The organism is Oligoflexia bacterium (assembly GCA_034439615.1).
Classification (GTDB): Bacteria; Bdellovibrionota; Bdellovibrionia; order JABDDW01; family JABDDW01; genus JAWXAT01.
On the sequence record JAWXAT010000009.1, the window covers coordinates 43144 to 67333 of the forward strand.

At 40.1% G+C, this 24190-nt stretch carries 24 protein-coding genes and 1 tRNA gene; 16 read left to right on the top strand and 9 right to left on the bottom strand.

All coding sequences use genetic code 11. The features are described from left to right. Positions 1-12: 12 nt before the first annotated feature. Both SGI74_02580 and SGI74_02585 read right to left on the bottom strand, forming a co-directional pair. Positions 13-1179 carry an FIST N-terminal domain-containing protein gene (locus SGI74_02580; protein ID MDZ4676370.1) on the bottom strand — a complete coding sequence of 389 codons (1167 nt, stop codon included), beginning with the start codon at positions 1177-1179 and terminating at the stop codon, positions 13-15. A 73-nt stretch (positions 1180-1252) separates the two neighbouring features. After that, on the bottom strand, positions 1253-1396 hold the full coding sequence (locus SGI74_02585) for a hypothetical protein (GenBank protein ID MDZ4676371.1): 144 nt from the start codon (positions 1394-1396) through the stop codon (positions 1253-1255). Between the two features lie 276 nt (positions 1397-1672). Here SGI74_02585 and SGI74_02590 point away from each other — a divergent pair, with 276 nt between their 5' ends. The 8 genes from SGI74_02590 (at position 1673) to SGI74_02625 (ending at position 9544) form a co-directional block, all read left to right on the top strand. Next, positions 1673-2719: a Fic family protein gene (locus tag SGI74_02590; GenBank protein MDZ4676372.1), complete on the top strand. Its 1047-nt coding sequence runs from the start codon at positions 1673-1675 to the stop codon at positions 2717-2719. Between the two features lie 129 nt (positions 2720-2848). Then, positions 2849-3025 (top strand): hypothetical protein, encoded by a 177-nt coding sequence (locus SGI74_02595; GenBank protein ID MDZ4676373.1) that lies wholly within the window; start codon positions 2849-2851, stop codon positions 3023-3025. Between the two features lie 740 nt (positions 3026-3765). Beyond that, the gene (locus SGI74_02600) at positions 3766-4533 is read left to right on the top strand and encodes a type IV toxin-antitoxin system AbiEi family antitoxin domain-containing protein (GenBank protein ID MDZ4676374.1); all 768 of its coding nucleotides are present in this window, start codon (positions 3766-3768) and stop codon (positions 4531-4533) included. Between the two features lie 2 nt (positions 4534-4535). After that, positions 4536-5447 carry a nucleotidyl transferase AbiEii/AbiGii toxin family protein gene (locus tag SGI74_02605; GenBank protein ID MDZ4676375.1) on the top strand — a complete coding sequence of 304 codons (912 nt, stop codon included), beginning with the start codon at positions 4536-4538 and terminating at the stop codon, positions 5445-5447. A gap of 59 nt (positions 5448-5506) precedes the next feature. Next, positions 5507-7942, top strand: a complete 2436-nt coding sequence (locus SGI74_02610) for a DEAD/DEAH box helicase family protein (protein ID MDZ4676376.1) — start codon at positions 5507-5509, stop codon at positions 7940-7942. 123 nt (positions 7943-8065) lie between these two features. Then, on the top strand, positions 8066-8401 hold the full coding sequence (locus SGI74_02615; protein MDZ4676377.1) for a type II toxin-antitoxin system RelE/ParE family toxin: 336 nt from the start codon (positions 8066-8068) through the stop codon (positions 8399-8401). Further along, positions 8398-8709: a helix-turn-helix transcriptional regulator gene (locus tag SGI74_02620; protein ID MDZ4676378.1), complete on the top strand. Its 312-nt coding sequence runs from the start codon at positions 8398-8400 to the stop codon at positions 8707-8709. Before SGI74_02615 ends, SGI74_02620 begins: the two co-directional genes overlap by 4 nt. A gap of 586 nt (positions 8710-9295) precedes the next feature. Continuing rightward, positions 9296-9544, top strand: coding sequence for a hypothetical protein (locus tag SGI74_02625; GenBank protein ID MDZ4676379.1), 249 nt, complete (start codon positions 9296-9298; stop codon positions 9542-9544). A gap of 341 nt (positions 9545-9885) precedes the next feature. Here the strand turns inward: SGI74_02625 and SGI74_02630 are convergent. From SGI74_02630 to SGI74_02655, 6 genes are all read right to left on the bottom strand, one after another. Next, positions 9886-9960: transfer RNA gene (locus SGI74_02630), tRNA-Gln, on the bottom strand. A gap of 18 nt (positions 9961-9978) precedes the next feature. Then, the gene (spoVG, locus tag SGI74_02635) at positions 9979-10317 is read right to left on the bottom strand and encodes a septation regulator SpoVG (GenBank protein MDZ4676380.1); all 339 of its coding nucleotides are present in this window, start codon (positions 10315-10317) and stop codon (positions 9979-9981) included. Between the two features lie 21 nt (positions 10318-10338). Next, positions 10339-11232, bottom strand: a complete 894-nt coding sequence (ispE, locus tag SGI74_02640; GenBank protein MDZ4676381.1) for a 4-(cytidine 5'-diphospho)-2-C-methyl-D-erythritol kinase — start codon at positions 11230-11232, stop codon at positions 10339-10341. Between the two features lie 10 nt (positions 11233-11242). After that, positions 11243-12682, bottom strand: coding sequence for a Do family serine endopeptidase (locus SGI74_02645; protein ID MDZ4676382.1), 1440 nt, complete (start codon positions 12680-12682; stop codon positions 11243-11245). Continuing rightward, a complete protein-coding gene (locus SGI74_02650; GenBank protein MDZ4676383.1) occupies positions 12666-12938 on the bottom strand; it encodes a DUF1844 domain-containing protein in 273 nt (90 codons plus the stop codon). The genes SGI74_02645 and SGI74_02650 overlap by 17 nt, the downstream gene beginning before the upstream one ends. Next, complete coding sequence (locus tag SGI74_02655; protein ID MDZ4676384.1) at positions 12935-13774, bottom strand: M48 family metalloprotease; 840 nt, start codon at positions 13772-13774, stop codon at positions 12935-12937. The genes SGI74_02650 and SGI74_02655 overlap by 4 nt, the downstream gene beginning before the upstream one ends. 193 nt (positions 13775-13967) lie before the next feature. Between SGI74_02655 and SGI74_02660 the strand changes: the two genes are divergently transcribed. Genes SGI74_02660 through SGI74_02690 form a run of 7 tightly spaced genes read left to right on the top strand, consistent with a single transcriptional unit; the run spans position 13968 to position 21475 of the window. Next, positions 13968-14954, top strand: a complete 987-nt coding sequence (locus SGI74_02660) for a MoxR family ATPase (protein MDZ4676385.1) — start codon at positions 13968-13970, stop codon at positions 14952-14954. Next, positions 14954-15826, top strand: a complete 873-nt coding sequence (locus SGI74_02665) for a DUF58 domain-containing protein (GenBank protein MDZ4676386.1) — start codon at positions 14954-14956, stop codon at positions 15824-15826. The genes SGI74_02660 and SGI74_02665 overlap by 1 nt, the downstream gene beginning before the upstream one ends. Beyond that, on the top strand, positions 15823-16686 hold the full coding sequence (locus tag SGI74_02670) for a hypothetical protein (GenBank protein ID MDZ4676387.1): 864 nt from the start codon (positions 15823-15825) through the stop codon (positions 16684-16686). The genes SGI74_02665 and SGI74_02670 overlap by 4 nt, the downstream gene beginning before the upstream one ends. Then, positions 16683-17684, top strand: coding sequence for a VWA domain-containing protein (locus SGI74_02675; GenBank protein MDZ4676388.1), 1002 nt, complete (start codon positions 16683-16685; stop codon positions 17682-17684). The genes SGI74_02670 and SGI74_02675 overlap by 4 nt, the downstream gene beginning before the upstream one ends. Then, the gene (locus tag SGI74_02680; protein ID MDZ4676389.1) at positions 17684-18742 is read left to right on the top strand and encodes a VWA domain-containing protein; all 1059 of its coding nucleotides are present in this window, start codon (positions 17684-17686) and stop codon (positions 18740-18742) included. Before SGI74_02675 ends, SGI74_02680 begins: the two co-directional genes overlap by 1 nt. Further along, positions 18739-19479 carry a tetratricopeptide repeat protein gene (locus SGI74_02685; GenBank protein ID MDZ4676390.1) on the top strand — a complete coding sequence of 247 codons (741 nt, stop codon included), beginning with the start codon at positions 18739-18741 and terminating at the stop codon, positions 19477-19479. Before SGI74_02680 ends, SGI74_02685 begins: the two co-directional genes overlap by 4 nt. Next, positions 19463-21475, top strand: coding sequence for a BatD family protein (locus tag SGI74_02690; GenBank protein MDZ4676391.1), 2013 nt, complete (start codon positions 19463-19465; stop codon positions 21473-21475). Before SGI74_02685 ends, SGI74_02690 begins: the two co-directional genes overlap by 17 nt. On the opposite strand, the gene SGI74_02695 is transcribed toward SGI74_02690, so the two are convergent. Further along, positions 21390-22166 (bottom strand): glycosyltransferase family 2 protein, encoded by a 777-nt coding sequence (locus tag SGI74_02695; GenBank protein MDZ4676392.1) that lies wholly within the window; start codon positions 22164-22166, stop codon positions 21390-21392. The two genes, SGI74_02690 and SGI74_02695, sit on opposite strands and share 86 nt — an antisense overlap. A 44-nt stretch (positions 22167-22210) precedes the next feature. Between SGI74_02695 and SGI74_02700 the strand changes: the two genes are divergently transcribed. After that, positions 22211-24169: a TIGR03663 family protein gene (locus SGI74_02700; protein MDZ4676393.1), complete on the top strand. Its 1959-nt coding sequence runs from the start codon at positions 22211-22213 to the stop codon at positions 24167-24169. Positions 24170-24190 lie beyond the last annotated feature (21 nt).

Sequence of the window (24190 nt, forward strand, 5' to 3'; positions counted from 1 at the left end):
TCCTTGCTCCTGTTACTCAGGAAATATGCAAACAACAGCAGTGCAGTTATGAAATCCACTAAACTGACCTTCAACTCGAGCAATTTGGCCGTAGCTGTTGCAGCCAGCGTACTTGGTATTCTGACCTAATGAATTTTGAAGAGCTTGAAGTTCTAAACCAAAATCTTTTCCCATCCTGAGGCGTGTAGCTACACAATCAAAAAAGAGTGCAGTTTTTGGTTTATTGTTTCCAAGCTGCTTTAATGCAGATTCAACAGCAGTTTGTGCGGCATCTTCAGATGATTTATTGCTGGCTTTCATTATGTAAACTGTCGCACCTGTAGGAATATCTGAAGCGCATAATACTGAACCGTCAGCTTGAACCGAAAGAGGTACGCGAATTTTATAGCCGCCCTCTGCTTTAATGCCCAAAGTATTATGGAGAAAAAAGGACATTGGATTAGATTTATCAAATTCTTGTTTTGTAACTTCTGAGTGCTCTTCAAAAACTTCGACAGCTGGAATTGAGTTTAAACTTATAAGCCTCATTCCTTCTGATTCAGTAACTTTAAATGGTTCGCTTGCAACGTCCCAGCCGTGTTCAGCGCCAACTCCTAATGGTTTAACTGAGAGAATTTCAAGCCCAACGACGGCATCTGTTTCAGCTTTGGTGTCATGAAAAACATGGGTTTGACTAAATTTGGCGTCATCACCTGAGCCACCGCCAAAAAATTGATAAGTTCCACCTGTCAGCGTCGTTAGTTCTTCAATCAAAGAATCTGTATAGCCTGCAAGGGCATCTGCAAGCAGAAGTACCGAACGATAAGGGTACGTTGTGTTCTTCCCTTGAAATGTCGAAATTAATTCCCTTGCAGCACCTGAACGGTTAGCACGTATGCCGCGCCCAATATTAAGTGTAAATTTCATATCTGATGAACACATTGCTAAAGCTGAAGCTGCAGAGACTCCGTGTTTACCTGTGATGAACTCTCCAGCAGAAGAGCAGCCTACAATAATCTTAGATTTTGAGCTTACTTTCAGTGCTTCAAGAAGTTTTGTGAAATTGTAATTAGATGATGCGAATACAATCACAACATCAGCAATGGCATCTTTAAACTCTGCCCGAATTTGATTGCCAAGTGCTGTGCCAGTTTCTTGGCTGTCAGTGAGATCACAATAAACAACAGTTGATTCAGTCATTTCATTTCCCACAGCTATTTTGCCGTTTGAAAACTTTAAAATATCCAACGACTTAAATGTTTAACTTGATGAATTATTTAAGATAGGGGGCCAAGCTATCGATATTTTTGGCTTCAATCAAGATTTCTTTCGGGGATTTGGCTTGCCCAGGTGTGGAGTTGTTACCGCCAACCACGATATCTTGTATATAGCGAACATGGATGATTGTGACGTACACATCGAGGAAGTTTGCTCCACAGAAAAAGCGGTGGTCCTAGATGCGATCCTCTTTGAGATTGAAGGTCATGGTGTCTCAAGAAATTTCGTTTTAACAAAGTATTTTCACAACTCTTGGTAATGAGTGTCAATATGCGACCATCTTGAAATGCACTGAAATGTATTGAAAAGGGCTCTACCTTCAAAGCTTATATATTCGATATAAATAGGGTATTATTCCATTTAATAGGGTATTTTGTATTGAAAAATACCCTATTAAGACCGATAATACCCTTATATGGCATCACTAAAAACTAACTACCTAGATGAGCTAAAGTTTGATTCCACACAGTTGGCGACTCTTCGTCAGCTTGGCGAATATCGTGGGAAACAAATCCTCTATTCGAAACAGTCACCTGAGGCATTGGAAAGTCTCCAAGAAACCGCAAAGGTAGAATCAACCGAATCGTCGAATAGGCTTGAGGGTATTGAGGTACCGCACAAGCGATTAGAAGATCTCGTATTACAAAATTCAAAACCAAAAAATAGGTCAGAACAAGAAGTGGCTGGCTATCGAGACGCGTTGGCTCTTATTCATGGGTCTGCGAAGGAGATGAAGTTTTCTAGCAACATCATTTTACAGCTTCATAAGACTATTTATTCATACATGGCGCAACCTGGTGGTAAGTGGAAAGCCACAGATAATGAAATCATTGAGCGGCATCCTGATGGAACGACAAGAATCAGATTCAAACCAGTTCCTGCATTTCAGACACCAATGAAAATGCAAGAACTTGAAGAAAATTATCTTAAGGCTCTTGATGAAGGGAAGTCAGATCCACTTATTGTTATCCCTTTAGCGATTCTAGACTTTCTCTGCATACATCCTTTCAGTGATGGTAATGGACGCGTTGCCAGATTGATTACACTCATCTCGCTTTATCATTTCGATTACCAAGTTGGACGTTATATTTCGCTAGAGAGAATTTTCGAAGAAACAAAAGAGGACTACTATCGCACGCTAGAGGAAAGTTCAAAAGGATGGCATGCAAGTAAGCATGATGTCGGGCCATGGATAAACTACTTCTGGGTTGTACTCTTGCGAGCTTATCGAGAGTTCGAAGAGCGAGTCGGTAAAATCAAACCTGGGAAGGGTTCAAAATCAGATCAAGTGCGCCAAGCTGTGCTGCGCCAAAAAGGTTCCTTTGCAATTTCTGAAATTGAAAATGAATGCCCTTGGATTACGAGGGATTGGATACGCCTCGTATTAAGAGAGATGAAGGCGGAGAAATTAATTCAGCTTCAAGGCAAGGGGCGTGGAGCGAAGTGGAGATTGTTGAAGTGACAGATATCAATCTCAGAGGGGTTCGTTGCGGGAGCTGTCTTTATAGCCGGAGCCCATCTACTTGGTTTAGACCATAAGGATATAAAAAGTGAGATTCAATCTGATAAAAAGGATGTCGATACTATCAACGTGGTTTTACAAGCGAAGGATCAACTTTTAACAACTGAACGTCTTAAAAATTATAGTAGTGAATTATCAACCAATATTTTTGACTCAGTAATTACTAATTCAAGATTAACTGAAAAAAGCCCAGTAGAACAAGATCTGGCGCATAGAACTGAATTGTTGGAAATTAAAATAAATTGAAAGTCAGATTGGAAGTATCTCCACAACTTTTGACAAACCTTGGTGGCAAGAGCCCTCCACGGTTTGGTTAGTGATTATCTTTTGGCTGTTAGAAAAAATATTTGGTCGCATCGTAGTGGATTTGACTAACGTCTATTGGCGGAAATTTGCCAGAAAATTTGGCATTGGACTTTCAGGCGGGGTAAATCCGGAAGAATGAGAAAGCATGCTGCCGAACACCAGTTTGACAGGTTCGTAATGTACTTCGCGCGTCGTGCGCGAAATCTATTTTAAGTTTGCCCCGCGCTGGCGCGGTGGCATGCTCCTCGAACCTTCGGTGGTATTAGGTGTCGACTCATTTCGGTCTCAGCCATACATCAATATCTGGCCAATAAAAAACCCGATCTCAAAAGAGATCGGGTTTTTTAGAAACATATTTTAGAAACCAAGTCTGTTGCCACGTTTTGTGGGGAAGAACCAAGAACCAGAACCTTATTTATGGATGCCGCCGTACCAAAGTACACGAACCACTCGTCGTGGCTCGTGAGTATCGAGCCCAGTGGAAGAAAACAACAAAGAAACAGGTGGTTTTGGTTGAGGCTGGCGTTTTAACCGATTCTAACTAGCTCATAGCGTTTATATTTGATTTGAAAGAAGTTTAGTTTGTTTATATGCTATAATGTCCATCTATGATTGACATTATAGCATTATATTAAACTGAGACATTGCAGATAGTTTGATTTTATGTGATAATGTCAATCATGGATAGACAAAATAGAACTAAGTTAAACCAGCTCTTGCAAAATTGGCCTCGCGGATCGGTGGCTCCGACATCGTGGCTTTTGAGGCAGGGGATATCAAGACAGCTTCTTGATCGGTATGAGCAGTATGGTTGGGTCACAAGAGTTGCAAAGGGAGTCGTTATACGTAAAGGCGAAGATGTTTCTTGGGTAGGCGTAATGTTAGCTCTTCAGGAGTTCCTTGAGATGTCAGTGTGGGTGGGTGGGAAGACTGCCCTGAGGTTGAGAGGGCTAGGCCACTATATCCCTATGAAAAAAAAATTAACAATTAATCTCTACAGTGCGACGCTGAGTCGGTTACCTCGCTGGGTTAAAGATTTTGAAAAAACAGCTGATTTTCAATTTCAGAAAACTCAAATGTTTTCTGAAAAACTTAAAACTATAAAGACTTTTTCAGATTATGAAGAAGACAAGCTAAAAATAAAAATTTCTACCCCTGAACGAGCAGTATTTGAAATGCTTGAATCGGTGCCGTCGACACAGTCTTTTGAAGAGGCTGAACTTATTTTCGAAAACTTAGCAAATATGAGACCTCAAGTTTTACAGAGTCATCTCCAGCTGTGCCGATCAGTGAAAGCAAAAAGACTGTTTCTCTATTTAGCTGAAAAATCTGGGCACACATGGTTTTTAAAACTTAATACGTCAAAGATCGATTTAGGTAAAGGTAAGCGAGCTATTGTACCCCACGGCAAACTCGATTCGAAATATCAAATTATAGTTCCGAGGTAAGAATGAAACAGAATCAATTTTATCCGCAAGTAGAGTTAATGCTCAAGTGCATCCCTATCATTGATAAAGAAAGAGTCTTTGCACTAAAGGGTGGTACTGCAATCAATTTATTTGTTAGGGATATGCCACGACTGAGTGTTGATATTGATCTTACCTATGTCCCAATAGAAAATCGTGAAATGTCTTTGCAGAAAATGAATGAGGCACTCGAAAGAATTTCAGCTGAAATTGAGAAGAGGGTGCCCGGCTCAAAAGTTCGAAAAACAAAGCACGGCCATCAAATAATAAAACTCGTTGTGGCTACTACAAAGACCTCTATTAAGATTGAGCCCAATGCAGTGATACGAGGTCTAACGGGAGCGTCAAAATCAATGGATCTTGTGAAAACCGCAGAAGATTTATTCGAGATGAGTGTCTCAATTTCTGTGGTCCCTATGGCTGATCTTTATGGAGGAAAAATTTGTGCTGCTCTTGATCGGCAACACCCTCGTGATCTTTTTGATATAAAGATTTTATTAGAGAATGAGGGCTTGACTGACAAAATTAGAAAAGGCTTCTTAGTCTATTTAGCTTCTCATGATCGGCCAATGCACGAAGTGATTGCTCCGACTAAAAAGAATATCAAAGATATTTTTGATAAAGAATTCAAGGATATGACAGAAATACCAACGACTTTAGATGATCTTTACCAGGTAAGAAATGCCCTGATAAAACAAATTCATAAAGATATGACGGCGGATGAAAAAGAATTTTTGATAAGTTTAAAATCTGCTGAACCAAATTGGGGACTCTTAGGTATTAAGGGTGTTGAAAAACTTCCGGCCATTCAATGGAAGCTGCAAAATATCAAAAAAATGGCTGTAGCTAAGAGGAATGAGCAATTAACTAAGTTAAAGAAGGCGCTGGAGATTTAGCTACTAAACCGAATGTTATCAAATTTGCCTACCGGCTTTATTTTGTGCTATGAAAAAACATGTCTAAAGAACATATTCAATCTATCGAAGAACGATTACGCATCCTAGATAGCGAGCGAAAAGTTCTTGCCGCTGAGCTAATTACTCTTCGATCAAAGGAACTCGTTCAAACTAGGGTTCTTCTGGGAATTTCAGCCCGTGCTATTCCACCATCAACTCCCGATGACAAAATCGAACTATTTTTATCACTTTTTCGCTGCCGTGAATCCGTCTATCCGAGACTTTGGGAGAATCAGAAACAAGGTAAAAAGGGTTACGCTCCAGCATGCCGCAATGAGTGGGTTAGAAGTGTATGTGAAAAACCAAAAATTAAATGTTCAGATTGTCCAAATCAGGCATTTTTACCTTTAGATAATGTTGCGGTAAAAGGTCATCTCCAAGGTACTCATACGATTGGAACCTATGCAATAAGACAGGGTGATACTTGTATATTTCTAGCTGCTGACTTTGATGGTGAGGGTTGGGAAGAAGACGTTCTGGCATACAAACAGGTAGCGCAAACATTGGGCGTTGAAATAGCCGTTGAACGGTCTCGCTCAGGTAATGGAGCTCACTGCTGGATCTTTTTTCGTGAATCAGTTCCTGCTCGAATAGCTCGACAGTTGGGTACGTTACTTGTTTCAAGAGCAGTTGAACTTCGACATTCTATTAAACTATCAACTTATGATAGATTTTTTCCAAATCAGGATTATTTGCCGAATGACGGTTTTGGTAATCTCATTGCACTTCCGCTTCAAAAAATAGCGCGTGATGCGGGGAATTCTGTATTTATTGATGAAGCCTTTCAGTCTTTTGAGGATCAATGGATATATCTTTCTCAAGTTAAACGTCTGTCCAACAATGAGGTGGTATCAATTCTAGAAGAGTATTTACCAGAGCGAAATACCTTCAGCTTGATACCAGAGATCAATGCACTTGAGACCGACGAGCGAATCATGAAAGTTGCTAAGCCTAAACTATTCAAAGGGCTTTATACTGGTAATGTAGAAATTGAATTGGGCTCACAGCTTTCCATTAAACTCGCTGATCTGCCAGGCCCCCTAGTTACGGCTTTAAAGCGCACAGCTACATTCGCAAATCCGAAATTTTATGAGCTTGAGAGAATGCGCTTTTCAACCTATCCACACTCACGTTTTATTTTCTGTGGAGATGTACAACAAGATACCCTCGTTTTACCAAGAGGCGTTTTGGATCAATGTATAGAATTAGCTCAAGAAGTGGGTGCGCAAACAATAATTCGTGATATTCGACTCACACATAAAAAGATGAAAACTGTATTTAATGGCGAACTGCAACCTGAGCAGAAAAAAGCTCTCAACAAAATTATTGAAAATGATACAGGCGTATTGCTAGCCCCTCCAGGTTCTGGCAAAACAGTTATTGCGTGTGCTTTAATTGCTAAACGAAAACTTCCAACACTTATTTTAGTTCATAGACAACCATTGCTAGATCAATGGAAAGAGCAAATTCATCGATTTTTAGATGTTCCCATAAAAGAGATTGGCACATTTGCCAGTTCCAAGAAAAAGCTCACTGGTAAAATTGATATCGCTATGATTCAAACTCTGACAAAAACAGATGAGATAGAGGAGTTGCTCTCTGGTTATAGCCAAGTCATTGTTGACGAATGTCATCACATACCGGCTGTTTCGTTTGAGTCTTTACTCAAGAGAATTTCATCAAAGTATATTCTAGGGCTTACGGCTACTCCTTATAGAAAAGATGGTCATCACAAGATTTTATTCATGCAATGTGGTCCAATCCGGTATGAAATTAAATCTGCAGACAATAATTCTTTGTCAAAGCGGGTAGTTGTTCATGAAACTACTTTTCAACTCTCGGCTGAGCTAGGCCATCAACCGCCAATACACGTTGTGTGGGAAAAATTAACAGCAGATCAAGAGCGTAATAATCTTATTGTAGAGGATATTACGTCTGCCATTCATGAGGGTAGGTTTCCGCTTGTTATTTCAGATCGAAAAGAACATTTAGAGCAATTGGCTGACAAAACAGCTGAGCGCAATCCAAACATCAAAGTTTTTCGTTTAGAAGGAACTTTAGGTAAAAAAGCGCGGCGCCAAGTGTTTGATGAAATTAGCCTTGGCCTTGAAACAAAAGTGCCACAGTGCTTGTTTGCAACGGCCTCATTGATCGGGGAGGGTGTAGATATCCCTCGTCTCGATACCCTTGTCTTAGCGATGCCTATATCGTTTAAAGGGCGAATGGTTCAATACGCCGGGCGCTTGCATCGTCCCTTTCCAGGTAAGAAAGATGTGTTGATTTATGACTACTTGGACTCATGCAGCGGTCTGACAATCTCAATGTATCGTAAGCGTCTACTAGCCTATAAATCTATGGGATATCAGATTCATTCGCCTGAGCGTAGTTTTGGTGTGAGAAGTGTGCAAAGCAATTTGTTCGCAAAGGATATATAGAAACCTCTTTGAGTTGGAGTTCTGGCACCCATTTAGTTTATCTAAGTGGAATAGGTCGCTTCAGGCTGGCGGTCAAAAGAGTTCAATTGACAATTTATCGCCAATTGGCTATATTCAAAAATAATGAAAGTATCCTTCTATGAAACAGCATCTGGTCGTAGTCCTGTACAAGATTTTATCGAAGGTCTTTCAAAGGTAGATAAGGCAAGATTCGTTGAAGTGTTTGAGAATATTGAGAAGCACGGTTTTGGTTGCCCCAGAGTTATATTTAAACCTCTTCGGGGAAAACTCTGGGAGATAAAATTTCAAAGTGTCGGCGGAGGTTATCGAATCGCTTATGTGATTGTTGAAGCTAGCACTATGGTTTGGCTTCATGTTTTTAGAAAAACTACTCAGAAAACTCCTCTAAAAGATTTGGAGTTGGCTGAAAAAAGAATGAAGGAGGTTTTAGGATTATGAAAGCGAAAAAAGCATATAGATCTGCAAAACCATTTTTTGATAAACTTTTAAAAGATCCCGAAGTGCGTATTTCTTATGAAGAAGAGAAGGCGAAGTCTAAAATTGCAGTTGCGGTTAAATCTGCAAGGCTGCATGCAAATTTAACTCAGGCTCAGTTAGCCAAAAAAATCGGAACTACACAGAGCGTGATTGCACGCCTTGAAGGTGGTTTAGATAAAAGAGTCGCATCTCTACCTCTCCTTGCACGTATTGCAGCCGCATGCGGAGCCCATCTTGAATTTGGTTTTTCTTTTGGTCGAGCGAGCTAATTTCTCGAAAGACGCTTAAAAAAGGCCAGAGCATTTTGCCTCTGGCCTGATTGATCTGAATTTATCTGATTGGGGTTAGTCAACTATCGAAGTGTCATCGATACGAAATTGCAAGTAACTCACTTACAAGATAGATGAATATATCCACCTTCAATATTAACGCTTAAACCAAGAGGTGGGCCACCAAGCGATGAACCATGCTCGGTGTAATTTCCACCGATTACTGTTTTTGCTTATCCGGATGGATTTATAGCAATCGACATGCCGCGGGGTGGTATATTGGATTTAAGGCCTACAGTTGCGTTTAAAAAAAAGAGTTGGTGACAAAAAATGTTGTTTATACACACTTTATATGTATAATTAGAATTGGTTATGCCGGAGATATTCAGGTTCAATAACATTGTTTTCTTCTTCTACAGCCAGGATCACGAACCTGTTCATGTCCATGTTCGGCATGCAGGAAGAAATGTAGTGATCGTCATTGATACCCTTGAAGTAAAAAACAATCGGGGTTTTCGTTCATATGAGATCAGATTGCTGCAAGAGAAAGTTAAGGAACACAAAAACCTTATAAAGGAGATGTGGAATGAGCACTTTGAAGAAAAAGAAGACTGAGATTACAGCGGAAGATTTAGACAACAAAAATATGAAGATTCGCGTTAATTGCTGGATCGACGGCGAAGTCATATTGGAGCTTAGAAAAAAAGCTAAACAGCAAAGAACAAAATACCAGACATTGCTGAATGAGTTCTTAAGACAAGCTGTTCTTGGTGAGAAGCCTGAACTAGAAGAGCGAGTGAAACGGCTGGAGTCGCTTGTATTGAAGAAAGCCTAAAGCGACGAAATGCGACGACCATCATCCTAATAAAAAACAGGTGCTCTCCGGGCTTCTGAGTTGGCGATTTCAAGGCGTCATTTTAGAGCTCTGGTCCGCTTTGCTCGCTTAACTGTTATCTGGAAGCAGCGCTTTAAAAGTAAGGTTGTAAATAAATTGATTCATAAGATTGAGTTATTAACTGATGGATTAAAAATCTACTGGCATGCAGGAGAAAGTCATTTCATAGGATTTGAGTTAGAGAAAAAAAAGACTGTAGGATCGAATAAAAAAGGGGCTAGCGCTACGGGCGCTAGCCCCGGTATTTTTTTGTTAAAATCTGGTTCGAATAGTTTGACAAGTGGATGGGGCGGAAGGATTCGAACCTTCGCATGACGGAATCAAAATCCGTTGACTTACCGCTTGTCTACGCCCCAATAATGACCGAACGGGTGTTAGGCTCTTCCGTCGTCGTCTGATTGGTCATAATCGGGAGTAGATGATTTTGCAATAGTCATTTGTTCTAAAGTTTGGCCCATCTTTTTTAGCTCGGCTTCGTAGACTTCAAAGATCTTGTTTTCGATTTTTTCTCGAGTTTCGTTGTTGAGCGGGTGGGCGATATCTTTGAATTGGCCATCTTTTCGCTTTTTGCTGGGCATTGCCACGAAAAGACCATTTGTTCCGTTAATGATCTTTAAGTCGCGGACCACAAAGCATGCGTCGATGGTGATTGTGACGTAGGCTTTGAGCCTTTCTTCATTAACTGCGAATACTTTTACCTCGGTGATTTCCATTGATGTTCTCCATGTTGATGTCTAATCCAGGGTTTTCGTGATGAAAAAAGAGTGTGAGGCGGGAAATTGTTTTTTGAGGTTCTCATAAGCCAGAATCGCTTTTTTTTGATTCTGGTAAATCCCAAAAACGGAGCTTCCGCTTCCCGTCATGAGACTTGTGAGCGCTCCCCATTGTCTCAGCGCTTTTTTTAACATCGCGATCTGAGGATTTCTCGCTTCAACAGGTATTTCAAGATCGTTATGTGTTCGTTTCACTACTTGAACTGCCGTTAAAACTGAGTCGTCCAAGACCCCAGTTGTTCGATTAAAATTAACATTTGCTGCGGCGCGTGTCAACGCACAATCTTCATCAAACCAGCCATAGGCTTGGTTTGTAGAGATTTGTAACTCGGGGTAGCAGACTACGAAAAATAGCTGTTCAATGTTCACTTCCATTAACTGTTCACCCACGCCTGTCACATGAGCGGGCTTTGCTTTTAAGAAAAAACTCACATCAGCCCCTATCTTTTGAGCAATTTTAGGTAGGGCTTTGAGACTTTCAGCGTTTCCGTATTCAGATTGTAAAAAATTCAAGGTGGTTGCAGCATCAGAGCTTCCGCCGCCAAGACCTGCACCCATGGGGATGTGTTTTGTCACTTGAATCTTTAGATATGGAATTTCAGGCAATAACTCACGCATAAGCTCGAATGTTTTTGTGACCGTATTAATTTTAATATCAAGTGGAGTGCCTGACGGTGTGACAAATAAAACTTCGTCTTTTGAACCTAAACTTTTAGTGATTTTAATTTCATCATAGAGATCTATAGGAACAAAAAGGCTATCAAGTAAATGATAGCCATCTTCCCTAACGCCTGTGATGTGAAGCCAAAGATTTAGTTTTGCAGGAGCCTTTAAAGTAAAATCTAAACTTGTCACACTCTTTGGCCTATCTTGCTTCCATAAATATCAAGAGCGTAACTTGGCCGCGTAAAACGCGCAGACTATTCACACCGGGCTTAATATTTTTTAATGCTTCACGTGCTGAGAGTGCTCGTTTTTTATTCACATCTAAAATGATATCCCCAATTTCAAGCCCGGCTTGGTCTGCTAAACCACCGTCTTGAGTGCCTGTAACTACGACACCTCTTTTTGGAGCATCTTGAAGTTGTAGCTGGCGTGCAATCGTTGGATTAAGATCAGCTAACATCATTCCTAAATTATAAGGAGCCGTCATGCCTTTTGGAAGTCTGGGAGCTCGCGGGCTTTCTTGGGCAACAGATTCTTCGTCCGGGCGCTCGGTGGTTTTAATAGTTAAGTTTGTGGTTTTACCGTCTCTGAAAACTTTTACTTTTGCGGTTTGACCAACGGGAGTTTCGCCAACAGCGTTTGTTAAGCTTTTTGCGTTTTCTATTTCTTTACCGTTAAATTCTGTGACGATGTCGTAAGGTTCGATTCCACCGCGTTCAGCTGGTGAACCAGGGCTTACGTTTACGATCAATGCCCCTCGATCACTTTTGAGATTAAATTGTTTCATCACTCGTTCATCAATATTGCTAATCGCAACACCAAAATAACCTCGAATAATGCGACCTTTACTTTTCAAATCTGGAATGAGTCTTTTTACAACGTTGATCGGAATCGCAAAGCCAATGCCTTGGGCTCGGGCATCAATTGCTGAGTTTACACCGATGACTTCACCGTCGGCATTTACAAGTGGGCCACCGCTATTGCCTGGATTAATGCTGGCATCGGTTTGAATAAATGGAAATGCTGTTTCAAGTTCTGCAATGTCTCGCTCTTTTGCAGAGATAATTCCTTTGGTCATTGAGTGACCATGGCCGTAGGGGTTACCAAATGCAGCGACCCATTCGCCAACTTCGACTTTATCAGAATCACCTAACACGGTGACGGTAAGTTTTTCTGTTGTGTCGATTTTAATAAGTGCGACGTCAGTGCGTGCATCGCGGCCAATGACTTTTGCTTTATAAGTTTTTTTAGCTTTTTCTGTAAGTTGTACGCGAATGTCAGCAGCATTGGCGATGACATGATTATTTGTCACGATAAGGCCAGTTGTATCGATAATAAAACCTGATCCTAGGCTTGCAACTTTTTGTTCAGGTGCTCTGCGCCCTTGGCCCATGTACTCTTGTAAAAACTGTTCAAAGGGGTCTTGGGGCATCCCCGGGAAGTAGCCTTGTCTTCCTCCACCGCGTACACTTTGTGTGGTGTAGATGTTTACAACGGCGGGATTTACTTTTTTGCCAAGTTCAATAAAAAGATTTCGTGGAAGTGGATCATTAGAGCTCAAGGCCATTGCTTTGGGAGCTGCTGTTGCGATGAGAATTAGAGTTAAACTGATATTGATGAATTTAAACAGATTTTCCATGTTTATTTACCTCCACGAATTTTAGTTTTAAATCGGCAAGTACACGGGTCATGAATTCGTCTTCTTCTTTTGCTAAATTTCCTTTTGTCTTTCGCGAAAGCACATCTAGTAGATCAATATTAAATCTCGCCATGTCTACATCAACTTCGGTTTTTTTAGTTTGTGGGTTAGGAGCAAGGCCCAGACTCATTGCAGCAGCTGAAGCGATAGACATTGCTAGTGTGATAAATGAGGCTTCCATTTGATTTGTGTTCACAGTGTTCTCCCGATTAATTTTTTAATGCGTTCTTCTACTGGCGGGTGTGTACTAAAAAGCCCATTGAGCCCACCTAAACTTAATGGATTAACGATAAACATATGAGCTGTCGCTTGTGTGACAGATAAGGGTTTTGCAAAAGAGTAGTTGTGTAATTTCCATAATGCACTCGCAAGGGCATGTGGGTTTTGTGTCATCTCGGCAGCTTCTTGATCGGCAATGAATTCACGATTTCGGCTAACTGCTAGATGAATAATAAAAGCTGCAATGGGTGAGAAAAAAGCTAAGAAAAGTTGTCCCACCATATTTTTGTCTTGGTTTTTATTTTCTTTTCCAAAGATTACAACCCATTTAAATGAATTTGCTAAATACATGACAAACGAACCTAAAGTAGCGGCAACCATCATGATCAGTGTATCTTTGTGATTGATGTGACTGAGTTCATGAGCCAAAACGCCTTCAATTTCTTCTCGACTTAATAATGTTAAGATTCCTTCTGTCGCAGCAACCGAAGCTTTCAATGGTGATCTGCCAACAGCAAATGCATTTGGTGTGTCGCTTTTGATAATATAAACTTTTGGTTTTGGGATTCCTATTTTTTCACAAAGTTTTGTGACGGTGTTTTGAAGCCCGTAGGGGTCAATGCCTTCAATAAGTTGAGCTCCGTATGTCCAGAGAATAAGTCGATCGCTATAAAAGTAACTCACAAGGTTTATGGTAAACGAAATCACAAAAGCTAAGAGCAAACCCTGACGGCCGGCTAAAGCGCTGCCCAGATACATCGCTACTGCTGAGAGTAGAATTAGGTAAAGCCAAGTTTTAATGTGGATAGGCATTTTCACCTCGTAAGATGTTTGCTCATAGTTAGCAAAATTAATATAGGTTCGCCATAGTAGTCTGTCAACGCATGGCGCCACTCAAATCGATCATTATTTGAGAAAAAGCTAATTGAAATCAAAATCTTAACAGCGTTACCATATCATCTTGCAATGCCATTTAATTGGCCAAGCCAAACAACTCGGAGGACCCATGGTCGACATCGTAGCACTCAATGAACAAATCAAACAAGAAAGTCAGTTCGTTAATAAGGTGCTCAATGAAGTAGGAAAAGTTGTCGTCGGGCAACGTCACATGCTTGAACGAATTTTGATGGGACTACTTACTGACGGGCACGTTTTGCTTGAAGGTGTTCCGGGGCTTGCAAAAACGTTAACCATCAGCACTATTGCAAACGGTATCGATGTTGCGTTTCAACGAATTCAGTTCACGCCAGATTTACTTCCTTCAGATTTAATCGGAACAATGATTTTTAATCAAAAAACAGGCGAATTTGCGGTTAAAAAAGGTCCCATTTTTACAAATATCGTTTTGGCTGACGAGATCAATCGCGCTCCGGCAAAAGTACAATCCGCTTTGCTTGAGGCGATGGCTGAAAGACAAGTCACTATTGGCGATGAAACACATAAATTGGCAAATCCGTTTTTAGTTTTGGCGACACAAAATCCGTTAGAGCAAGAAGGTACGTATCCGCTTCCTGAAGCGCAGATGGATCGTTTTATGTTTAAGGTTTTAGTTAATTATCCAACTAAAGAAGAAGAATTTGAAATCTTAGGCCGCATGACCCAAAAAGAATTGCCCACAGTTAATAAAGTAATTGGAGTTGATGAATTATTAAGAGCTAAGAATTTAGTTAGCGGCATTTACATGGATGAAAAAATTAAGCATTACATTGTCGAAATCGTAATGGCCAGTCGAAATCCTCGTGAATATGGCCTTAATTCTATTGCAGCTTTAATCAACGTTGGGGGCTCACCAAGAGCGACGATTTCGTTAACTAAATCTGCACGGGCTCACGCGTTTATTAAAGGGCGAGGGTTTGTGACACCAGAAGATGTCAAAGCTGTTGCCTATGATGTTTTAAGACATCGAATTTTATTAACGTACGAAGCAGAAGCTGAAGAAACAAAATCTGATGCCATTATTCGTGAAATTCTTAACAAGATAGAAGTTCCCTGATGTTGCCCAAAGAAATTCTTAAGAAAGTAAAACTTCTTGAGATTTCAACACGCAAGATGGTGAATAACCTCTTTGCCGGTGAATATCATACGGTCTTCAAGGGCCAGGGTCTGACTTTTTCTGATTTTAGAGAATATGTACCAGGTGATGACGTTCGCTCTATTAGCTGGAATCTCACAGCCAAAGCCGGAAAACCATTTATCAAACGCTATGATGAAGAACGTGAACTCACCATGATGTTGATGGTTGATATCAGTGGTTCTGGAGATTTTGGAAGTGGGGCATATCTTAAGGGTGAAGTTTTGGTTCAACTCGCTGCCGTACTTTCTTTTGCTGCGGCAAAAAATAATGACCGCGTAGGGCTGATGCTTTTTAGTGATCAGGTCGAGCATTTTGTTATGCCGCGAAAAGGGCGAGGGCATGTTCATCGCATTTTGCGAGATCTTCTCTATTATAAACCAAAGGGTCGGGGCACCAGTATTAAAACAGCCCTTGATGCTCTCAATGGAGTTTTACGCAAACGGGCCACGGTATTTATTTTAAGTGATTTTTTATCTGATGATTTTGATCGATCACTTCGGATGATGTCTAGACGACATGATTTAGTAGCTATCGTTGTTGAAGATGCGGCTGAAAAAAGTTTACCAAATATTGGGCTCATCGACATGCAAGATGCAGAAACCGGTGAGATTAGTACTGTTGATAGTTCAAGTAAATTATTTCGAGCTGAGTATGAAAGTCATTATAAAAAACTAAATGAAGCTCGAGATCGTCAGCTGAAAAAAGCACAGGTTGATCAAATTCGCGTCGACACTTCACATAGCTTTGTTGATCCGCTGATTAAATTCTTTTCTTCGAGGCATAAAAAATGATGCCTTTGATTAATTGTTCCGTTGAGAACACACAAGCTGCACTCACTGTAGGAGTGAAAGTAAAACTTATTTGTAAAACCGATGTGGGTTTGAGTCTTACTCCAACTTCAAAGATTGAATTTCGTGATTTAAGCCCAACGAGTGAACATGCTTTGGTTTTTTTAGATCAGCCTGTGATCGGTGGTAACCAAGTTGAGCAATTTATTACCAGCTATCGTGCGGGTACCCATGAATTTACAGGCATTAAACTTATTATCGACAATAAAGAACATTCGATATCAAAACAAACACTCACTGTTGGCTCTGTTTTGCCACAAGAATCAAAACAAGCGCCAACTCCGTTTCCGATTTATGATCCAAAGGCTGTGCCTGCTCCTTGGTGGTGGTGGGCATTATGGGGAGTACTGCTTTTACTTATCGTTGGGTTTTGTGTTAGAGAATTTTTAAAATGGAATAAAAAACGTAAAGCAAAGCTTTCAAATAAAGGGGTTGGCAAACCACAAACACCTCAAGAAAAATTTCAAACTTTACTTCGTAAACTTGATTCAAAGGGGCTTCCCAGTAAGGGTGAGTTTAAAGCCTTTGCACTTGAGCTTACACATATCTTAAAAACCACTATTGGTGAGCACTATCGATTTAATGCTGAAGATATGACCAGTGAAGAGCTGAATGAAACTTTACAAAAGCGTCATAAAGTTTTTTATCGCGATAGTGGTGAGTTGCTTCAAAACATGCTCGCGGATCTTGATCAAATTAAATTTGCAAAAGTTGAAACTACACCTGAAAAATGTTTTTCACTTTTAGATCAGGCTAATCGAGTTGGGCTTGCACTATTTGGTTTACCTGGAGGTGGTTCATGAAATGGGCCACACCTTTAGCGTTTACATTTTTGATTCCGGTAATTTTGATTTTTGTTTGGAGTTATCTCAGAAAAGAAAAACGTCGAGCGACATTTCAATTTAGTTCGGGGAAACTTTTTCAAGGTGTAGCACCAAGTTTTAGAGCTCGACTTTCATTTTTACCAAATCTTATAAAATTTATTGCACTTGTTTTAGCGATTATTGCACTTGCAAGACCACAAATGTCTGACACAAAAATAAATAAAAATGTTGAAGGCATTGATATCATGCTCACTCTTGACATTTCAGATAGCATGCTTATTGAAGATATGGAGCCCGAAAATCGCCTGGGTGCTGCAAAGATGGTTATTCGAAACTTTGTTAAAGCGCGGGCAAATGATCGCATTGGTATAGTTGTTTTTGCGGGAGAATCTTATACCCGTTGCCCACTCACTCTTGATCAAGGTGTTTTACTAAGCAGTGTTGATGAACTCACAACTGATAATATGAAACCAGGCACTGCAATTGGTGTGGCTTTGGCAAACGCTGTGGCACGCCTCAAAGATTCTACAGCAAAAAGCCGTGTCATTATTTTACTCACAGACGGAGAAAGTAATAGCGGAACCATTGACCCTTCAACTGCACTTGACATAGCAAAAGGGTATGGAATCAAAGTTTACACAATCGGGGCGGGAGTCGACGGGCAAGCGCAATTACCGATTTATACAGTTGATGCCTTCGGGCGAAAAGTAAAACGCTATCAGCCCATTCACTCAACTGTGAATGATGAATTGCTTCAAAGAATTGCTGATGAAACGGGAGCAAAATATTACCGAGCAGGTGATACGGATACGTTGAAAAAAGTTTTCTCCAACATCGATACCTTAGAGAAAATAAAAATTCAGGTAAATGAGTATGTTAAATACACTGAGCTTTTCACAAAGTGGCTTTATTGGGCTTTTGTTTTATATTTACTGCAGTTTTTCTTAACCCGCACATTATTTAGGAGGGTGCCATAATGATACAATTGGCAGACTCTTGGTGGTTGAGAATGGTGTGGGGTGCCCTTGCACTTTTCATTTTGGCGCTGATCATTGATGGTCGAGCATATAAAAAAATAAAAAAACACTTTGGTGAAAAAGCTGACTTTCTTACAACCTCTGTTTCAATGTCACGGCGACGTTGGCATAATTTTTTACAATGTCTAGTGCTTGCATGTTTTGCGATTGCACTTGCAAGACCTCTTTTGGGTGCAAAGCAAACTGAAGTAAAACAAACCGGGATTGAAATGATCATTGCCATTGACGTTTCAAATAGCATGCTCGCTGAAGATGACAAACCTTCTCGTTTAGCTCATGCAAAACATGAAATTTCAAGTCTCTTAGATCAATTAGGTGGTAGTCGTGTTGGTCTTATCGCTTTTGCCGGAAGTGCTATCTTGGTTTCACCCATGACAACTGATCATGGGGCCCTTAAAATTTATCTTAATTCTTTGAGCCCTGATTCTGTGAGTACCCAAGGCACTAATTTAAAAGATGCCATTGATGAAGCGATGAAGGCCTTTGAACGTGGTGGTGTTGAAGGGCTGAACGGTACAAAACCCACCCGGGTTATGCTTTTTGCATCGGATGGTGAAGATAATGAGCCAGGTGCAATTAATGCGGCTAAAAAAGCTGTGGATCAGGGTTTAAGAATTTTTGGCCTTGGATTTGGCTCGGCAAAAGGGACCCCGATTCCTGTGCGTGATGATCGAGGGATGCTTAGAGATTATAAAAAAGATAAATCAAATCAAGTCATCATGACGGTGCAAAGTGATGAAGTTATGGGAAAGCTTGCTCGCGCTGGTGGGGGGAGTTATTACCACGCAACGTTTGAAGAAACTGAAATTAAAAATCTTGTTGCAGATCTTAATCGTTTAGAAAAAGCTGATTTTAAATCAAGAATGTCCACTGAGTTTGATGAGAAGTTTCAAGTTCCACTTTTATTGGGTCTAATCTTTGCACTTTTAGATTTACTTTTTGGTGACAGGCGCTCTGACGCGCGCGCATGGCGCGGGCGTTTTGAGGTGAACTCATGAAGACTTTTATCTTTGTGATTTTATTTTCAATAAATGCTCATGCTTTTGCGCCACCCACCATTGAAAAAAACAATGAAGGGGTGAGGCGCTATCAAGCTGAAGAATATCAAGAAGCATTTAAAAATTTCGCCGGTGCTTTAGCAAAAGATCCATTTAATCCTTATTATCATTTTAATTTGGGTGATGCATTTCTTAAGGGCGGTGAAATTCCAAAAGCGATGGCAGAATTTGAAGCTGTAGAAGCTAACCCTAAAGCTGATCAAGAATTAAAATTTCAAGCCATGTTTAATGCAGGCAATGCGGCTGTTGAAGCCAAAGATGTTTCCAAAGCACTCACATATTATCAAAAAGCTTTGAGTTACAAACCCGACTCTGTTGAAACAAAAACCAATATTGAACTGGCCATAAAAGAGCAGGACAAAAAAGGCAGTGGTGGTCAGCAAGATCAAAAAGATCAAAAAGGTGGCGAGGGTGAAAAAAATGACAAACAGCAGCAACAGCAAGACGGAAATAAAGACGATAAGAAAGATGAGAAAAAAGAAGAAAAAAATGGTCAAGGAAAAGGTCCAGAACCAACACCGCGGCCCACACCTCAAGGGTTCAAGAGTCAAGACTTGAACGAAGGCGAAGTTCGTCAGATTCTAGAAGAGTTGAAAAACCAAGAAGAAAAAATTCGCGCAAAACAGTATAAAGATAATAAGCCAAGAAAGGAGCAGGGGGTTGAAAAAGATTGGTAATCTGAATTTTAAAAGAGAAACCCTGTTACTTCTTATTTTTTCATGTCTGTTATTTGTGCTCCCCACATTTGCTGCACAGGTGAGACTTGATGCTAGTTTAAGTAGTGACACAATTGGCGAAGAAGATGTTGTGACACTAACACTTATGGTTTCAAGTGATTCAACTGCAATCAATGATGAAGATCCAAAACTTCCAGAGCTTAAGGGTTTTGAAGTCATGAATGCTGTGAGTTCAAGTTCTACCAGCAGCGTTTTTGACAACGGGAAATTCATGCTTGTTAGAAAAAACACATATCGCTATACGCTAGCGCCAAAAAAACCAGGGGTTTATGCGCTAGGTTCTGCTGAAGTCACAGTCAATGGTGAAACAATTAAAAGTAAACCCATCACAATTAAAGTTGTGGCTGGCAGTGGCGGTGGATTGCCAAGTAAAAATTCAAACAAAGCCCAAAATAAACCTCAGCGTGGTGCACCACCTCCTCAAGAAGAAGATGACATGGGTGCATTTGGTTCTTTAGATGAAGATGCAAATGATCTCTTCACACAGTTATTGCGCAGGCGAGGTTTGACACTTGATAATCGCGGAGGTGTGCGTTCTGCCCCTCAAGCTGATACTAAAGACGCTTTTTTTATAGCGGTTGAGGCTAATAAAAAACGAGTTTATGTGGGAGAGCAAATTGTGGCCTCTTGGTATCTCTATACCCGTGGAGGCATTCAAGCTTACGACGCTTTGAAGTACCCTGAACTCAAAGGTTTTTGGAAAGAAGATTTAGAAATTGCCACGCGCTTAAGTTTTCAAAGCGAAATCGTTAATGGTGTACCGTACAATAAAGCGCTTTTGGTTTCATATGCATTGTTTCCAATTTCTGCAGGTAAAAAAACAATAGATCAATACAAAGCAAAAGCTACGGTTGTTGATTTAAGTTCAGGCATGTCTGTTTTTGGAATTGGCCAAGCTTTTAGTTACGTCAAAGCAAGTAAAGAAATTCCAATTGATGTTATTCCATTACCTGCTGAAGGTAGGCCCGCTAGTTTTTCAGGAGCGGTGGGTACGTTTAACATCACAGGTTCAGTGAGCACGACTCAAGCAAAAGTAAATCAGCCTTTTAGTCTTAAAATTCGCTTTCAAGGTGAAGGTAATGTGAAGGCCATTGAACTTCCCCCTCTTGATTTGCCGCAAAATTTGGAAGTCTATGAAACAAAAAAAGAAGCCCAGTTTCAAAAAAGTGGTGAGGGCTTTAAAGAGTTTGAAGTTTTATTGATTCCAAGATCACAAGGTACAATTACAGTGCCTCCGGTATCTGTAAGTTATTTTGATCCTAAAACTGCAAAGTATGTGACACGCCAAACTCCTGAATTCCAAATCAAGGTTGCTGCAGGTGATGGTTCCCTTGCGGGTGGTAATGTTCCTATGGCGCAAAATGATGCGCCCATTGCTGATTCAAAAGACATTAAGTATTTAAAAACTGATGCCTCAATGAGACTTAAGCCTTCAGTGCAACTTAGTATTTGGGCTCTCTTGTTTTTAACTGTTTTTGGTTGGTTTGGTCGGCAGTTTTATTTGGTATTTAGAGGTGAATCTCAAGACCAAATGGCACTTGCTCGCAAGAAAGCAAAATTAAAACTTAAAACGGCAAGACTCAAACTTAAAAAAGGTGATTTTAGAGGTGTGGGCGTTGAAACTTCAAACGCCGTATTAAGTGCACTGGGTGAAATTGCAGGAGTCGGTGGAGCATCACTTACATTAGATGCACTTTTGACAAGGCTCCCTACAAGTAGTGAAAAAGTTCAAGGTGATGTGAAAAAGTTTTTAAATCAGTGTGAACTTTTAAGTTTTGCACCTGATGAATTAATTAAAAACCAAAAAAGTGACCAAGAACTTAAGAAAATTTTAAGTGAAGCTGAAAGACTTATTTCAGAACTTTTTGCGGTGGAGAAGAACTCAGCGTCTTTTTCACAAGGCGCTTCACACGAAGCAGGTCAAAGAACATCTTAAGGCTATCGCGAATAATATGAACCTTTGAATCTGGGTCGTTTGTCCATTTCACGGGCAAAACTTCTGTTTTGTAGCCTAGGTATTGAGCCAATAGAAGAATTTCCACATCAAATGAAAAGCCATTTATAGTTTGGCGTGAAAAAATCGGTTCAATAGTTTTTTTACGAAAGGCTTTGAATCCACATTGGGTATCTGTGATTCCTTTAACAGCAAATAATTGGACGAAAAAATTAAACATTTGCCCCATTTTTTGTCTGATAGGGTTTTGTCTTTTGAGAATCTGACTTTTTGCATGTTGTCTGCTGCCAATAAGAATATCTACTTGAGGGTTTGATTCAAAGTGCCCTAAAAATGCAATGACCTCGACAAGTGGCGTTGAAAGATCAAGATCAGTAAAAAAAACTGTCTCACCACGGGCTTTAAGCATTCCGGTTTTAACTGCATAGCCTTTACCCCGTTGAACATCATTGGCGATGATTATAAAATGAGGGTCATTGCCCACGGTTTTTTTTGTGATTTCAACGGTGTTATCAGTGCTTTTTTCAATAACTAAGATGATTTCAATACTGCTGCCAAATGAAGCAAAAAAACTTTTCAGATCTTTGAGACTTCGAGCAATGCGTTTTGATTCATTATACGCGGGTATCACCAATGAAAGAAACGGTGCGCCAGGTTGTTGATTTTCATTCATATAACACCCTTTAAGATGAGGCCTGTTTGTGCCATGATCTTTTCATGGTATCTGAGGAAACGCATAAAAAAAAGCAAGATTGGGCTTTATGGACGATCTTGGCCATTGCAGTACTCCTTCGCTTTCTCTTTTTGGCGATTAAACCCCCTCATTTCGATGAAGGGATCAACGGCTGGTTCGTTGATCAGCTCATTGCACATGGTTTTTACAAATATGATCCTACCAATTACCATGGACCTTTTCATTTTTATGTAATGTATGTTTTTAAACTTCTTATGGGCCGAAATCTTTGGGCTTTAAGAATTTCTGCTTCTTTATTTGGAGTAGCAGCAGTTTATCTCATGATTCTCTTAAGGCCTTATATTGGTCGTTTCACTGCAAATAGTGCAGCACTTTTTATGGCTGTTTCGCCGGGCATGGTTTTTTACTCAAGATATGCGATTCATGAATCAGAGCTTTTGTTTTTTTCACTTCTAGCTCTATTAGGTTTTTTACGTAATCAAACAAAAAATGATCGCACTTCACTTTGGCAAATAGCTTTGGGTTGTACGGGAATGATTCTGACCAAAGAAACTTTTATTGTACATATTGGTACATTTTTTATCGCATGGGGTTGTCTCAAGATATACGAGAGATTTTCACCATCAACAGATATGACTCATAAACCACAGCCTAGTTACCATGTGCATGATATTTGGATTGTCACTTTTGTGAGCGCATTTTTAATTGTAATTTTTTACACCGGATTTTTTAGGAACCCTCAGGGTGTGAACGACCTTTTTCATAGTTTTATGCCATGGTATAAGACAGGTGCAAAAGGAAATGGCCATGACAAACCACTTTGGTATTGGGTAACACTTTTTACGCGTTATGAATGGATGGCTCTTGTTGGGCTCCTTTATCTTCCTCGGTTTTTATTTAAATCATCAAGGTGGCTTCGTTTAATCAGCATTTACGGTTTTGGATGTTTTCTTGCTTACAGTATTATTAATTACAAAACACCCTGGTGCATCATTGAAATTATTTGGCCCTTTTTAATTTTAGCAGCAAGTTTATTATCCGATTTTGCGCGCCATACAAAGCGCGCCCTCCATATTGCACTTGTAGCGGTAATTACTTTTAGCATGTTAAGTACAGCCCGTTCTATCGAGCTAAATTTTTTCAAATACGCTGATGCAACAGAGCCCTACGTTTATGTTCAAACGTATCCTGATATTATGAATATCTTAGCTAAACTTGATGCTGTGGTTACTAAATCACCTAAGCACCGTGACTCACGCATTGTATTATTGCTTGATAGTGATTGGCCACTACCCTGGCTCTTAGGTGATTATACAAAAGCAGAATATTATGGCACAAAATTGCCAAACAACGCTGATGGTATTTTGATCTTGGTAGATGGAAATCGTCGTCTGCTTTTTGAACAAAAAATCACAAAAGAATATTTCGCCCAACCATTTATGCTTAGAAATTCAAAAGGTGAGTGTTACGCCTATTTCGACACCGAAGTGTTCAAAGATTTCTTTGACGAAAAAACGATGCGGGTAAAACCCCAAGCACAGATTAAACCCAAGCCGGGTCAGGGCTTAGTTGCAAGTTACTATTCAACTGCTGATTGGTCAGGGGCGGTTGTGGCGACAAAAACTGTTGGGAATATTGATTTTAGCTGGAGTAATAACCAGCGCACAATGCCAGCACCCTTTGGTATTATTTTTACTGGTGAAATATTTATTCCTAAAAATCTAAGCGTTGAATTTTTTCTCACAAGTGATGACGGAAGTGATCTCTGGATTGACGATGTTAATGTCATTTCGAATTTAGGTGCGCACCCTACAAAAACTGTAAGTAAAACTGTTTTCTTAAAACAGGGTTGGCGAAAACTACAACTGCGTTATAACGATTACGGTGGCGAAATGATGGGGCAACTTAGATGGAGAAACTCATCTGACCAAGAAGAAATTGTACCTGTTTCTTCATTTAGAATAAAGTCGGTTACGAAGTGATCTTACTCACAGCAGCTCTTT